At 57.5% G+C, this 14,026-nt stretch carries 11 protein-coding genes; 9 read left to right on the top strand and 2 right to left on the bottom strand.

The window, feature by feature from the left end:
- Nucleotides 1–5: 5 nt before the first annotated feature.
- Together AC3DKS_RS13035 and AC3DKS_RS13030 are read right to left on the bottom strand one after the other, a co-directional pair.
- Nucleotides 6–629, bottom strand: coding sequence for an HmuY family protein (locus AC3DKS_RS13035; protein ID WP_015753869.1), 624 nt, complete (start codon nt 627–629; stop codon nt 6–8).
- Nucleotides 630–653: 24 nt separating this feature from the next.
- Nucleotides 654–2,783 carry a TonB-dependent receptor plug domain-containing protein gene (locus tag AC3DKS_RS13030; protein WP_488072910.1) on the bottom strand — a complete coding sequence of 710 codons (2,130 nt, stop codon included), beginning with the start codon at nt 2,781–2,783 and terminating at the stop codon, nt 654–656.
- A 123-nt stretch (nt 2,784–2,906) separates the two neighbouring features.
- On the opposite strand from AC3DKS_RS13030, the gene AC3DKS_RS13025 reads away from it, so the two are divergent.
- The 9 genes from AC3DKS_RS13025 to AC3DKS_RS12985 all read left to right on the top strand — a co-directional run bounded on the left by AC3DKS_RS13025 (nt 2,907) and on the right by AC3DKS_RS12985 (nt 14,000).
- Nucleotides 2,907–3,818, top strand: a complete 912-nt coding sequence (locus AC3DKS_RS13025) for a DUF6607 family protein (RefSeq protein WP_272608486.1) — start codon at nt 2,907–2,909, stop codon at nt 3,816–3,818.
- Nucleotides 3,815–5,338, top strand: coding sequence for an ankyrin repeat domain-containing protein (locus AC3DKS_RS13020; RefSeq protein ID WP_272608488.1), 1,524 nt, complete (start codon nt 3,815–3,817; stop codon nt 5,336–5,338). Before AC3DKS_RS13025 ends, AC3DKS_RS13020 begins: the two co-directional genes overlap by 4 nt.
- Nucleotides 5,338–5,826, top strand: coding sequence for a DUF2271 domain-containing protein (locus tag AC3DKS_RS13015; RefSeq protein WP_272608491.1), 489 nt, complete (start codon nt 5,338–5,340; stop codon nt 5,824–5,826). Before AC3DKS_RS13020 ends, AC3DKS_RS13015 begins: the two co-directional genes overlap by 1 nt.
- Before the next feature lie 9 nt (nt 5,827–5,835).
- A complete protein-coding gene (locus AC3DKS_RS13010) occupies nt 5,836–8,100 on the top strand; it encodes a PepSY domain-containing protein (protein WP_272608492.1) in 2,265 nt (754 codons plus the stop codon).
- 221 nt (nt 8,101–8,321) lie between these two features.
- Nucleotides 8,322–9,962 carry a TldD/PmbA family protein gene (locus AC3DKS_RS13005; protein WP_272608493.1) on the top strand — a complete coding sequence of 547 codons (1,641 nt, stop codon included), beginning with the start codon at nt 8,322–8,324 and terminating at the stop codon, nt 9,960–9,962.
- Nucleotides 9,963–9,989: 27 nt separating this feature from the next.
- A complete protein-coding gene (locus tag AC3DKS_RS13000; protein WP_272608494.1) occupies nt 9,990–11,306 on the top strand; it encodes a TldD/PmbA family protein in 1,317 nt (438 codons plus the stop codon).
- 95 nt (nt 11,307–11,401) lie between these two features.
- Nucleotides 11,402–12,022 (top strand): DUF4159 domain-containing protein, encoded by a 621-nt coding sequence (locus AC3DKS_RS12995; RefSeq protein WP_015753877.1) that lies wholly within the window; start codon nt 11,402–11,404, stop codon nt 12,020–12,022.
- A 10-nt stretch (nt 12,023–12,032) separates the two neighbouring features.
- Nucleotides 12,033–13,037, top strand: coding sequence for an AAA family ATPase (locus AC3DKS_RS12990; protein ID WP_272608498.1), 1,005 nt, complete (start codon nt 12,033–12,035; stop codon nt 13,035–13,037).
- Nucleotides 13,038–14,000 carry a DUF58 domain-containing protein gene (locus tag AC3DKS_RS12985; RefSeq protein ID WP_272608500.1) on the top strand — a complete coding sequence of 321 codons (963 nt, stop codon included), beginning with the start codon at nt 13,038–13,040 and terminating at the stop codon, nt 13,998–14,000.
- Nucleotides 14,001–14,026: the final 26 nt, after the last annotated feature.

Genomic DNA, 14,026 nt, shown 5'->3' with positions numbered 1-14,026 from the left:
GCGAATTACTCCAGGCTGTCCTCCCCGTCGTTCGGGTTGTACAGGTAGTTGAAGGTATAATAGCGGGATTCGCTCTCCATATCCGGCTGGGACGGGTTGTCCCGGTAGTAGCTCAGGATTTCCACCTTCGCGTAGTTCCCGTTGCGGGTGCGGAAGACCAGAATCTTACCCGGTATCGGGGTGATGGTAAACTGTTGCGGGTTGTAGTTGTACCAACCGTTGTCACTGCCTGTGGGGATGGCAAAGCCGTTTGCGCCGTCCTGGGCAAACGTCAGGCCGGCAGCCGTGGTGACGCTGGCAAAGGTGCCGTCCACAATGGCTGCCGCGGCGTCCCCGTTGCGTTCCGGCTCGTCATTCGTGCCTGTCTCCGTGCCCCCATTGACCGCGATGGTGGTACCGCGGAAGGCGATGTCCCATTCGGTGTCGCTCGTAGTGGTGGCACCCGATTCAAAATCGAATTTGGTAAACGGCCCGCCAACCGGTTCACCCTGCCCGCCGGTCTGGGGGGCATGGAGGTTGGAAACCGTTTCGGACTCGGCGGGGAGGGCCCCGGGCCCGTTATCGTCGTCTTTGCTGCAGGATGCCAGGGAAACGGTCAGGATGGTTAAGTAAAGGGAAAACTTCTTCATGGATCAGGAATTAAATTTGAATAATTAGAATTGATAATTGATTTTCGTAAAGAGGACCCTTCCCGGTTGGGTGGGAATATCCGGGTCCGTATAGCCAAACAGGTTGTTGGCCCCAACCTGCAGGGTAAAGTCTTTCAGGAATGTTTTGCTCACCGCTGCGTGCGCCAGGGCATACCCGTCCACAAAACTCGTGTCGTACGAATCGATCAGCCCATTGCCGTTTGTGTCGAATTGGGCGTACCGGCTCCGGTAAAGCAGGCGGAAGTTGAAATCCAGGCCCCAATCGGGGATGTCGTAATACAGTTTCAGGTTTGCATTGTGGCGGGATCGGTTTGGCAGCCCGAAGTAATCCGACCGACTGAGTGCCACGGTCTGGTTGGTGGCATCCCGGGCAAAAACCGAGCCATCCGCCACTGCTTCGCGCTGGGTTTTGTCGTAAGCATAGAGCAACTGGTACCCGGCGTTCAGGCTGATATTTTCCGATAGATTGTAGGTGGCATTCACCTCTGCCCCCGCGGTGAATATCTCGTCAAAATTCACATAGCTGAACACGTTTTGGCCATTGGTTTTCCGAGCGATGATCCGGGTGTCGATCAGGTTGCTGAAATCGTTGCGGAACAGGTTTAGTTCGGCATTCCAGCGTTTCAGGCGAAATGCGATGCCCGCGTTGTACCCCACGGAGCTTTCGGCTTGCAGGGGCGCATCCAGGTCGGAAATCGGGACGACGATCTGGCTGATCTGGCCCTGCTCGTCGAGTTCGGTGAGTTTGCGGCCGGCCACATTGTATCCGAGCACCGTATAGCCCACCGTGGAATTCGTATAGTCAAAATAGAGCTGGCGGAAATCCGGGGCTTTGAACCCATAGCCCACGGAAGCCTTCAGGGCCGTGACGTCGGACAGCCGGTAGCGGACTGCCAGTTTGGGGCTCAGTTGGTCGTTGTACTCCGAATGGTTGTCGTACCGGGCGCCGGCAATGACATTCAGCCGATCCACCGGGTTGAAATCGTACTGGGCATAGACGTATTGGGAGCCGAAGCTGACGGCCCTGTCGAAATACGTCCGGTCCAGCTGTTCGAATTGCAGCCCGGTCCCCGCGGTGAGTTTTCCACCCCCATTGAGGGTATAGGTGCCCCGGATTTCCGGCCGCAGCAGGCGCTGGTCAAAATCGCTGTCGCTCAGGACCGTATCCGTCAGCGGGTCGGCCAGGCGCTCGTCTGCCTGAAAGTTGGTGTAATAGAATTCGTATTCCATTTCCAGGGCGTCGCTCCAGGCGTGGTCCCCCCGGGTGTGGAAGTTCCACTCCCGCTGGTGGCTGTCGCCCTCGTAGTCCGTCTCCCCAACCGACAGGCCGGCATCCTGCACCTGGTCGTAGAAACGCGAGAAGGTAAACAGGGAAAACCGATCCGAGAAGTCGTAGTAAAACCGGCCCTGGAGCGTGTAATTCTCAAACGGGTTCACCGTCTGGCCGGCGGTTTCCGGAGTCAGGTCGTATCCTTCGCTCGAGAACCGGTTGGCGAACAACCCGTAGCGGAAAGCGCCCCGCCGCTGCTTCAGGTTCAGGTTCATGTCCTGCTGGGCAAACCGTCCTATTCGGTAGTCTACCGAACCTTCCAGGGATTCAGTATTCGGTTTCTCCGTAATGATATTAATGACCCCGCCAAGCGCTTCCGAGCCGTAGAGGCTGCTGGAAGGGCCCTTCACCACCTCTACTTGTTTGATATTCCCCACTGCGAGTCGTTGGAGGTCGAAGTTCCCGGCGCTCCGTCCCACCAGCGGGACCCCGTCCATCAAAATCAGGATATAGTCCGAAGCAACGCCCTGGATCTGTACGCCTTCAAAACCGCTTTCGTCGGCGACGGTGATGATCCCGGTTTGTTCGCTGAGGATTTCCCCGAGCCGCACAGCCCCCGCCTTTTCAATCCGGTCGGCGGATACCAGGGTAACCGGCAGGGGGAGGGAGGAGACCTGCCGCTCCGTACGCGTGGCAGTCAGGACAACTTCCTGCAGGTAGGTAGGCAATATCGAATCCTCTGCAACCCGGTTTTCTCCGGGGGATTCCTGTGCCCCGGCATGCCACGAACCCAGGCTATTCAATCCGAAAAACAGGCAGGTCAGATAAAAGTAGAATGCAACCGGAGGCCGATTTTGGCTCATGATATTTATTTAGAATAATTCTTAATAGCGAGCCAAATATATTGATTAATCTTATTTAGAATAAATAAAAATAGTTATTTTCGTCCCCGAGATTTTTGTCCAACCCATAATAGAATTGAGAACATGCGATCCAACCTCCTGCTAATCACTGCCCTGGCGTTAACGGCCTTTGTCAGCGGTCAGGCCGAAAAAAAACAACAAGACCGGGAAGCCATCAAGAACATGTGCGGCTGTTTTGAAGTCACCTTCAATTTTGCCGAGACGTTTAACTACAGCAACGACTCCTTATATAAGCCCTCCAAGACCAAGGTGGACAAGGGGCTTGAATGGGCCCAGCTGGTCACCGATGCGGACGATAAAATTTCCATCCAACACCTGTTGCAGGTGGGCAACCCGTCGGATCCGCATATCGTCAAGCACTGGCGGCAGGACTGGCTTTTCGAAAACACCGATTTCTACAGCTACAACGGCGACAATGTCTGGGTGTTTGAGGAGAAACCGGCTGCAGACGTCTCCGGCCAGTGGACCCAAAAAGTCTATCAGGTGGATGATAGCCCGCGATACGAAGGCAGTGCCACCTGGGTACATGTAGACGGTAAAAGCTTCTGGGAAAACACGGCCGACGCCCCCCTGCCGCGGCGGGAGTATACCACGCGCAGCGACTACAACCTGACGGTCCGCGGCAACCGGCATGAGATCACCGATTTTGGCTGGGTCCACGACCAGGACAACGCCAAGGTGATCCGCAAGCCCGGGGAAGAAGACGTGGTACTGGCCCGGGAAAAGGGATACAATACCTATGTGCGCGTCCCGGACAGCCGCTGTGCCGCTGCGGCGGCCTGGTGGGAGGAAAACCAGGAGAAATGGGCGCTGGTGCGCGCCAAATGGGATGAGGTTTACGGGCGGAAGGCCAACCTGGTCCTGGAAGAGAAGGTAGACAACAAGGCGCTCTACAAGCATTTGTTTGCCGAAGGCTACGAAGAAGCCGCTGCCATTGACGGCGTTATTGAATCATTTGTAAAAAAGACACGATGAAGACAGTTATCGAAAAGAAGCAGGCTATCCGCAACCGCGTTTGGGCACTGCTGTTCGTGCTGGTTGCCCTGCCGGTTGCCGCCCAACAGCAGAATCCTTTCCTGAGCCGGGATTTCTGGAAAGCAGACCCAACCGTAGAGGATGTCAGGCGGGAAATCGCCAACGGCCACAACCCGGCCGAAATGACATCGAGCGCCTTTGACGGGGTAATCTACAGCATGCTTGAGAAAGCGGATCCGGAGGTAACCCGCTTCCTGCTCGCGCAGGAAGGGAACGACATTGAGAAGAAAACGCACGACAGCCGGACTTACATCCACTGGGCTGCCTACGCCGGAAATGCCGAACTGGTATCCTGGCTGCTGGATCAGGGGGCGCGGACGGACGTGCGCGACAGCCACGGCTACACCCCGGCGGCATTTGCAGCTTCCACCGGGCAACGCAACACGGAAATTTACAACCTGTTTGCTTCCCACGGGGTAAACCTGGCAAACCAGAAAAGTGAGTCCGGGGCTAATTTGTTGCTATTGAACGTCCCTTATATGGACGGCATGGAAGAGTTCGCATACTTCCGGGAAAAAGGGATTGATCTGGCTGAAACCGACGACAACGGGAACGGGGTGTTCAACTATGCCACCCGGGCGGGGAATATCGACCTGTTAAAGGAATTGGTGGCAGCCGGGGTAGACTACCAGACCCCGAATGCCGACGGGGGCAATGCTTTCTTCTTTGCCGCCCAGGGTACCCGGGGGCACCGCAACGGCCTGGAACTGTACGAATACCTGGCCGGATTGGGCCTGGACCCTGCAACCGTGTCGAAATCCGGGGAAAGCGCTTTCCACCGGGTGGCCTATTCCGACAAAGACCCGGAAATTATCCGGTTTTTTCTCGAGCACGGGGCTATAGCCAACCAGCCTGATGCCGAGGGCAATACGCCTTTCGGGAATGCGGCCGCCGGGAACACCCCGGAGGTGGTCGGAATCCTTGCCGGGGAAGTCTCCGACGTGGATGCGGCCAATGCCGCTGGGCAGACAGCCCTGATGCGGGCCGTCCACGGCAACAACCCCGCCGTGGTTTCCCTGCTGATCGAAGCGGGCGCCGACGTTGCGGCCCGGGATGAAAAAGGCAACTCGATATCCTTTTACCTGCTCGCGTCCTTTGACGCCTCCCACCCGGAGGTTTATGACCAGAAACTGGCAGCCCTGCAACAGGCCGGTTTCAACCTGTACGAAACCCAGGCGGGCGGCAATACGCTGTACCATCTGGCGGCCGACGCCAACAGCCTGCCCCTGCTTGAAAAAGTGGCCCACGAAAGCCTGGATGTGAATGCCCGGAACGAAGAGGGGATGACGGCCCTGCATATTGCGGCCATGAAAGCATCCGACGATGCGTTGCTTCGCTACCTGGTAGGCCTGGGCGCGAATACGGCTATCCAAACCGATTTTGAAGAAACCGCCCTGGACCTGGCCCGCGAGAATGAGCGCCTGGACCAGAACGGGGTGACCTTAAATTTTCTGAACTGATGATGAAATTCAGGTTATTCATCGCCGGTATGGCCGCCGCCGCTGGCCTGGCGCTGGCGGGATTTGCCCAACCGGCCAATACGGCTGTAAAGTGTCTGATCCAGATGACGAATTACACGGGGGAAGGCGCGTATATCGTGGTCTCCCTCCTCGATGAGGAAGGGGAGTACCAGCAAACCCTGCAGGTGCTGGGGACCGACAGCGAATGGTACAGTGAAATCCCGGAATGGTGGCAGTTCTATGGCAAGTACCGGCCCGACATCGACGGGATATCCGGGGCTACCCTGAGCGGGGGCGAACGCTCGGTGAGCGTCCTGCAGATTCCGTCGGATAAAATTGATGCAGGGTACCAGCTGCGGTTTGAAACCTCGGTGGAGGATCAGGAATACTATGCCGACGACCTGCAATTTGAGCTGACCAGCGAGAACCTCAAAAGCAAAAAGGAGGGAAGGGGCTTTATCCGGTATATCCGGATGCTGCCCCAATAATCCGGACGGATGACCTTGTCCCTGTGGAGATATAGCCACCTGGCCCTGGCCGTCGCCACGTCGGCCTTCCTGCTGATTGCATCGGTTACGGGCGTGATCCTGGCCCTGGAGCCGATTACCCACCAGGCCCGCGGATATGCCGTGGCCGACCTGGATGAGGTTCCGTTGTCCACCGCCCTGGAGGCGTTGACCGCCAACTACGAAGAGGTATTTACCCTGGAGGTGGAACGCTCCGGCTTTGTCCGGGCCGGCGTGCTGACGGCCGACCTGGAGAGCCTGGAGGTGTATGTGAACCCCCGAACCGGGGAAACCCTCGGACCCGTGGAGGAGCGGCCGGCTATCTACAGCTTTTCCACAAACCTGCACCGCTCCCTGTTCCTCAAGGGTGCCGGTCGCTTTTTTGTAGGCCTGGTATCCCTGCTCCTCTGTATCATCGCCGTCAGCGGTATCGTATTGCTCGCCCAGCGGCAGGGCGGCTTCCGCCGAATCCTGTCCCCGGTACGGAAAGACTACTTTGCCATGCGCTACCACGTGCTCCTGAGCCGCTGGATGCTGGTGCCCATCCTGGTGGTTGCACTCACGGGCGTCTACCTGTCGGCCGAAAAATTCCGGTTATTGCCTGAAGCGCTGCCGCAACATCGGGAAGTTGCCGCCCCGCCAACCGGGGAGGGCTCCGGCCAAGGTACGGCCACAGGCGCACCCTGGCAGGCGGGGGTATTGGGCGAATGGGCGCTGTCCGAAGTGCGCCGGGTGGAATTTCCCTTCTCGGATGAACCCGGGGAGTACTACCTCATTGAATTAAAGGATCGGGAGGTCCGCGTTTCCCCCATGACGGGCGCCATCCTCAGCGAGGCGGACTTCCCGATGGTCACCCTGCTCTCCCGCTTCAGCTTTGCGGCGCATACAGGGCAGGGAAATGTTTTCTGGTCGATTGTGCTCCTGCTGGCATCCGCCTCCATCCTGTTCTTTATGTATTCCGGTTTTGCGATGACCCTCAGGCGCCGCAAGAATACCCGGGTCCGCAAGGGCGGTTCGCATGGGGCGGCCATGTCGGATGCCGACTCCTGCGAGGTGGCGGTCCTTGTCGGGTCGGAAACCGGGACCACCTTTGGCTTTGCCCGGTCGCTCTGCGAAGGGATACGGGCCACAGGCCGCACTGTGCACCTGGCGGAGATGAATGCCTACAGGACCTATCCGAAAGCCCGGCAACTGGTGGTGCTGACCGCTACTTACGGGGATGGGGAAGCCCCGACCAATGCCCGGAAATTTCTTTCGAAGGTCGATCGGGTGGAACAGCCTGCGGCCCTGCAGTTTTCCGTGGTGGGATTCGGCTCCACCCAGTACCCCGATTTCTGTCGCTACGCAGCCGATGTTCAGGAGAAACTGGAAGCGCACCCCGGTTTCCGGGCAGGTTTACCCCTCTACCGCGTGGACGACCAGTCCGAGGCGGATTTCCGGACCTGGCTGAACGCCTGGGGCGACCGTACCGGAATACGGGTGGGGTTTGAAGCGCCTGCAGAGCCGGAGCCCCTTGACGAAATCGGGTTTACCGTAGTCAGCCGGAGCCCGGTAAACGCGGATGACACCTTTCTGCTAACCCTCCGGCCAGAAACGGACCAACCCTTTACCTCCGGCGACCTGCTGGCTGTCCGTCCCGACAAGGCCAGCGGATATCGGCAGTATTCCATCGCCTACATGGACGGGGACATCGTACTGAGTATCCGAAGGCACCCCGGGGGACGCTGCTCTTCCTACCTGTATAGCCTGCAGGCCGGGGACCGGATCGCTGCCGCCATCCAGGAGAACCCCGGGTTCCATTTCCCGGGGCATGTCCGGTCTGCCGTGATGATTGCCAACGGGACGGGGATAGCTCCCTTCCTGGGCATGATGCAACAGACAAACGGTACAGATGTACACCTGTTCTGGGGCGGGAGGACACGCGAATCCGGAAAGCTCTACAGTCCCTGGCTCAAACAGCTCCAGGACCCGGAAGGGCCCCCCGCTGCCGGCACCCCGAATTTCTCCCAGGGCGGCCCCAATATCCGGACCTGCTATTCCCGTGAGGGCGCTAAACGCTACGTCCAGGACCTGGTCCTGGAAGACCGGGAAACCGTCCTGCATACCCTCCGGGAAGGCGGGGTTCTGATGCTTTGCGGCTCCCTCAATATGCAGCGCGGCGTTTTGGACAACCTCGAGTCGTTGTTGGAAGCCGAAGAGGGCATGACCCTGGATGGCTATATCGAAAGCGGCCAGCTGCTCATGGATTGTTATTGATGCCGCTTCGGGATTGTCGTCAGGCAATAGGAACCGGCGGGGCATACTGTTAAAAAAACGCGGGTTTTTAACATATTAAGTTAAGATTAACATAATTCTTCTACCGGGCTTTTTATTTTTAAGCACTGCCGGATATGGCAGCTTACATCCTGCGCGTTCCGAGTGGCCCCCCTGGCTGCCTGAGTTTCTCCGCAGGCCACAAACTCATTAAACCACATTTTATGAAAAGAAGAAATTTTGTCCAGTACGCGGGATTGGGCACCGGTGCGCTTATGATGCCGTCCCTGCTGATCGGCCGGGAGATTCCGCAGGAAGCCCTGCTGGCGCCCGGCATGGACAACGCAGTTAAAAAGAGAATGGCCGACGTTGCCCTGAATACGGCAAAATCGCTCGGGGCCACCTATGCGGATGCGCGGATTGGCCGGTACCTGAATCAATATGTATTTACCCGGGAGGACAAGGTGCAGAATGTGGTGAATACCGAATCCTTTGGAATCGGTATCCGGGTAATTGCCAACGGCACCTGGGGCTTCTCTTCCACAAACGACGTCTCGGAGGACGGCATTAAGAAGGCCACCGAGCAGGCTGTGGCCATTGCCAAGGCGAATTCCACAATCCAGAAGGAGCCGGTGGTCCTGGCGCCGGTACAGTCCCATGGGGAAGTATCCTGGAAAACGCCCATCAAAAAGGACTTTAAGGAAGTGCCGGTCTCCGATAAAGTAGACCTCTTGCTGTCCGCCAATGCGGCTGCCATCGAAAACGGCGCCAGCTTTGTGAATTCCGCTCTTTTCATGGTCAATGAACAGAAATACTTCGCCTCCACGGACGGTTCCTACATCGACCAGGATGTCCACCGGATCTGGCCAACCTTCGGGGTCACGGCCATTGACCGCCAGGCGGGAAAATTCAAAACACGCCAGGCTATGAGCGCCCCGATGGGAATGGGCTTTGAGTATATGGACGGCCTGGAATCGGAAAAACTGCAAGGCCCCTCGGGGATTAAACTCTACAGGAACAGCTACGATATGGTGGAGGACGCTGCCCTGGCCGCGAAGCAGGCACTGGAAAAACTCAACGCCAAATCTGTTGAGGCCGGCAAGTACGACCTGGTCCTGGAACCGAACCACCTGGGGCTCACCATCCACGAATCCGTGGGGCACCCGCTGGAACTCGACCGCGTCCTCGGGTACGAGGCAAATTACGCCGGGACCAGTTTTGCAACCCTGGACAAATGGAAATCCGGAGATTTCCAGTACGGCAGCAATATCGTAAACCTCGTTGCCGACAAAACGCAACCGGGCTCCCTGGGCGCTGTGGGGTACGACGACGAAGGCGTAAAGACCAAGAAATGGGATCTGGTCCGCAACGGGATCCTGACCAACTACCAGGCGATCCGCGACCAGGTGCATATGATCGACCAGAACGAATCCCACGGCTGTTGCTACGCGCAAAGCTGGGACGACGTGCAATTCCAGCGGATGCCGAATGTCTCCCTGGAACCGGGCAGCGAGCCCTATTCCATCGACCAGATGATTGCAGATGTGGAGAAGGGGATCTATATCGCAGGGCGCGGGTCGTATTCCATCGACCAGCAGCGGTATAACTTCCAGTTCGGGGGCACCGTGTTTTACGAGATCAGGGATGGGAAAATCGTCGGCATGCTGGACGATGTGGCCTATCAGTCCAATACCCAGGAGTTCTGGAATTCCTGCGTGAAGATTTGCGACGAGAACGACTACCGCCTCTTCGGCTCCTTCTTTGACGGAAAAGGGCAGCCCTCCCAGATCAGCGCCGTCTCTCACGGCAGCTCCACCGCCCGGTTCAACGATGTAAATGTGATCAACACAGGCAGGACCATTTAATCCTGGTTTTCCCTTAAAAATTATACAATGGCTATATACACAAAAGACGAAGCGAGAACCATTCTCGAAAAGGCATTGAGTTATTCCAAGGCCGATGCCTGTGAAATCAACCTGAGCGGGAGCAACAGCGGCAATATCCGCTACGCCCGGAATACGGTGTCCACCTCGGGGCACAGTTCCAACCAGACCCTGGTGGTCCAATCCAGTTTCGGCAAGAAATCCGGGACGGCCACCATCGACGAATTCGACGACGCCTCCCTGGAAAAAGTGGTCCGACGGGCCGAGGAACTCGCCAGGCTGTCCCCGGAAAACCCGGAATTCATGGAGCCCTTGGGCCCCCAGGAGTACGATGATTCGCTTACCTACAAAGAATCCACGGCCAATATCAGCCCGGAATACCGGGCCAAAGTGGCCAGCAGCAGCATCGATCCGGCTGCGGCCCAGGACGTAACAGCTGCCGGCTTTTTCAATGATTCGGAAGGCTTTAGTGCGATGATCAATTCCAACGGGCTGTTCGCCTACAACCGGGCAACGGATATGGAGTTCACCGTGACGATGCGTACCAATGACGGTACGGGTTCCGGATGGGTGAGCCGGGACTACAACGACGTCGACAAGTTCGATGCCGCCGAGGCATCCAAAATCGCCATCGACAAGGCGGTGATGTCCCGGGAAGCCAGGGCAATTGAGCCCGGGAAGTATACGGTGATCCTGGAGCCCGCCGCTTCCAACGATTTGCTGGGAAATATGTTCTCCTCCTTCAGCGCCCGCTCCGCGGACGAAGGCCGGAACTTTATGTCCGCCCCGGACGGGGGCAACAAGCTGGGGCAGAAGATTGTGGACGAACGGGTGACCATCTGGTCGGACCCGCTCCACCCGGACGTGCCCTCGGCTACCTGGAACGGGTCGGGGCAGCCCCTGAAAAAGACGATGTGGATCGAGAACGGGGTGGTCAAAAACCTCGCCTACGACAGGTACTGGGCCGAGCAGAAAGGCGTAGAGCCCGTGCCTTTCCCCTCCAACGGGATAATGGCCGGGGGGGATGCCAGCCTGGAAGACCTGATCCGCAGCACGAACCGGGGAATCCTGGTAACCCGCCTGTGGTATATCCGCAGTGTAGACCCGCAGACCTTGCTCTACACGGGCCTCACGCGTGACGGTACTTTCTATATCGAGAACGGGCAGATCAAGCATCCGGTAAAGAATTTCCGCTTTAACGAGAGCCCGATCATCATGCTGAACAACCTGGAGACCATCGGGCAACAGGTGCGTATTGACGGAAACCTGATCCCGTATATGAAGATCCGGGACTTTACCTTTACGAGCCTGTCGGACGCGGTTTAAACGAAAACGACCTGAAAACTGGTTGCCCGGCATACTCGGGCAGCCCGTTTTTTTTATCGCTTCAGAGGCAATGATTTAATGAAGTCTGCAGCGCATTGAGTAACGAGTTTTTCTTTACGAGATTACAATACGAATCCGGCGATTGGGATGTGGACCAGCGCATGCCGTCCAACCTGCTGAATTCCCTGGTTGAATACACGACGCTACGGGTCGATACCCGCGAGCGGATCATCTCCCTGGAAAGCGATGAGCTCTTCCGGAGCCCTTTCTGTTACCTGTCGGGGCACAAGCTCGTGGAGTTTACCCGTAAGGAAAGGGAGAATTTTGAGAAATACGTCCGCAACGGCGGATTTGTATTTGCCGACGATTGCAACCACGATATCGACGGACTTTTTGCCAAATCCTTTGAGCGGCAGATGGAGGAGATCTTCGGTCCCGGAGAACTCGCTAAGATCCCGAACGACCACGAACTCTACTCCATTTTTTTCGAGTTTGAGGACGGGCCGCCCACTACGTCCCAGGAGCTGAATGGGTGGGGGGACGACCTGGTCCACGACTACCTGAAGGCCATCCGCATCGACGGCCGGATCGGGGTGCTGTATAGCAACAAGGACTACGGCTGCGAATGGGATTACGATTTCCGGAACAAACGCTGGTATAAAATCGACAACACCCGGTTTGGGGTGAACATCGTCATGTATGCCTTAACATCATAATATAAAGCCTATGGATACAGAATTGCAACGGGTTGCCGATGAGGTGGAAGGACTGACCGGCAAGCTCGGGGAGCTGAAGGCGGAGATCGGCAAGGTGATTATCGGCCAGGAGGAGATTGTCTCCCAGCTGCTCATCACTTTCCTCTCGGGGGGACACGCGCTGCTCGAGGGGGTACCCGGACTGGCCAAGACCCTGATGATCCGCACCCTGGCGGATGCGATCGACCTGTCTTTTAAACGGATCCAGTTTACCCCGGACCTGATGCCCTCGGATATCCTGGGTACGGAAATCCTGGAAGAGGATCACAGTACGGGGCGGAAGTTCTTTAAGTTCAACAAGGGGCCGATTTTTTCCAATATCATCCTGGCCGATGAGATCAACCGGACCCCGCCCAAAACCCAGGCAGCCCTGTTGGAGGCCATGCAGGAATTCGAGGTGACTTACGGCGACAAGACCTACCAACTGGACCGCCCCTTCTTTATCCTGGCCACGCAGAACCCGATTGAGCAATCCGGGACCTTTGAATTGCCCGAGGCACAGCAGGACCGGTTCCTGCTCTATATTAAGATCGGGTATCCCACGGATGCCGAGGAAACCCATATTTTAAAGGCCACCACCGGAAACCGGAAGCCCCGGGTGGACAAGGTGCTCACCGGTGCCGAAATCCTGCGGCTGCAGGAGTTGGTCCGGGAAGTGTCCATCAGCGATGCCCTGATAGCCTATGTCAGCGAAATGGTCCGGGCCACCCGGCCGGCCACCAGCCCGCTGGAGTACGTCCGGGAATGGGTGGATTGGGGTGCCGGCCCGCGGGCGGGCCAGGCCATGATCCTTACGGCAAAGGCCCATGCCCTGCTGGCCGGAAGGCTCGCAGTGACCCCGGAAGATATCCGTTCGGTGATATTCCCGGTCCTCCGGCACCGGGTACTTGTCAATTTCCGTGCAGAGGCCGAGGGCATCACTTCGGACAGGGTCACGCAACAAATTCTGGATTCAGTGAGCGTTAAGGATTCGTAGATGAGCAGGTTTGGCAAACGCGGCAAGACGGAAAAACAGGGCGGGCCGGACAGGCTTCGCCCCCGGGGACGGCAAAAATACAACGACCTGTTGCGCCCGGAAGTGGTCAACACCGTCGCGGGCCTTTCCCTCATTGCCCGGATTGCCGTAGAGGGCTATACCTCCGGGCTGAACAGGAGCCTGAGCATTGGTCACGGGCTGGAATTCAGCCAGTACCGGGGCTACGAACCCGGAGACGACCTCCGCCTGCTCGATTGGAAAATGCTGGCCCGGTCCGGCCGGTATTATATCAAGCAATCCGAGATTGAAAGCCTGGTCGGCGTCAAATTTATTGTAGACGCGAGCGCTTCCATGTTGCACCGGGAAGATGGGTTGTCCAAACTGGAGTACGCCCGCCTGCTGGTGGCTGCCCTGGCGTACCTGGCCTGGAAGCAAGGGGATGCCGTGGGGCTTTTCGCCCTGAACGAATCGGATGTTGTGAGCCTGTTTTCAGGGACCGACAAAAAACACTATAATCGATTGCTTCTGGAATTGCTGAAAGTGGACGGGTCAGGGAAATGGCCCGACCCTTCCCGGGCTTCGCGGATGATCCCGGACAGGGGGTCCCGGGAGCTCGTGTTTTTCCTGACGGATATGTATGAACGGGAAGCGGAACTGTCCGGGTTCCTCCGGGAAATCAAATCGCCCAGGAACGAGGTGGTGGTTTTGCACATCGCCGGCCGTTCGGAGCTCGAATTCGACTATGGGAAGCAGGTGACCTTTGAGGATCTCGAAACGGGTGCCAAGGTAAAAGTGGATGCCCGGAAGGCCCGCAGTGCCTACCTTGAACAGATGGAGGAACGTTTGGATGCCATCCGCCAGCAACTCTTGTCCCAGGGGATCTTTTACCACTTGTTCCGTATGGACGAACCGTTGGGCGAAGCCCTGCAGTACTACCTGAAGCAACGCAACCGGATGAATTAACCCGGCCTCAAATAAAGGCCGGGAAC

This window comes from Robiginitalea sp., from assembly GCF_982776155.1.
The sequence above is the reverse complement of the archived record's forward strand: the minus strand, read 5'-3'. Positions and strand labels throughout refer to the sequence as shown.

Bases quoted from the DNA above. Each gene is read 5' to 3' on its own strand.
- AC3DKS_RS12990 (WP_272608498.1), top strand. From the start codon at position 12,033: ATGGATACAGAATTGCAACGGGTTGCCGATGAGGTGGAAGGACTGACC.
- AC3DKS_RS13015 (WP_272608491.1), top strand. From the start codon at position 5,338: ATGATGAAATTCAGGTTATTCATCGCCGGTATGGCCGCCGCCGCTGGC.
- AC3DKS_RS13030 (WP_488072910.1), bottom strand. From the start codon at position 2,783: ATGAGCCAAAATCGGCCTCCGGTTGCATTCTACTTTTATCTGACCTGC.
- AC3DKS_RS13020 (WP_272608488.1), top strand. From the start codon at position 3,815: ATGAAGACAGTTATCGAAAAGAAGCAGGCTATCCGCAACCGCGTTTGG.
- AC3DKS_RS12985 (WP_272608500.1), top strand. From the start codon at position 13,038: ATGAGCAGGTTTGGCAAACGCGGCAAGACGGAAAAACAGGGCGGGCCG.
- AC3DKS_RS13010 (WP_272608492.1), top strand. From the start codon at position 5,836: ATGACCTTGTCCCTGTGGAGATATAGCCACCTGGCCCTGGCCGTCGCC.
- AC3DKS_RS13035 (WP_015753869.1), bottom strand. From the start codon at position 629: ATGAAGAAGTTTTCCCTTTACTTAACCATCCTGACCGTTTCCCTGGCA.
- AC3DKS_RS13005 (WP_272608493.1), top strand. From the start codon at position 8,322: ATGAAAAGAAGAAATTTTGTCCAGTACGCGGGATTGGGCACCGGTGCG.
- AC3DKS_RS13000 (WP_272608494.1), top strand. From the start codon at position 9,990: ATGGCTATATACACAAAAGACGAAGCGAGAACCATTCTCGAAAAGGCA.
- AC3DKS_RS13025 (WP_272608486.1), top strand. From the start codon at position 2,907: ATGCGATCCAACCTCCTGCTAATCACTGCCCTGGCGTTAACGGCCTTT.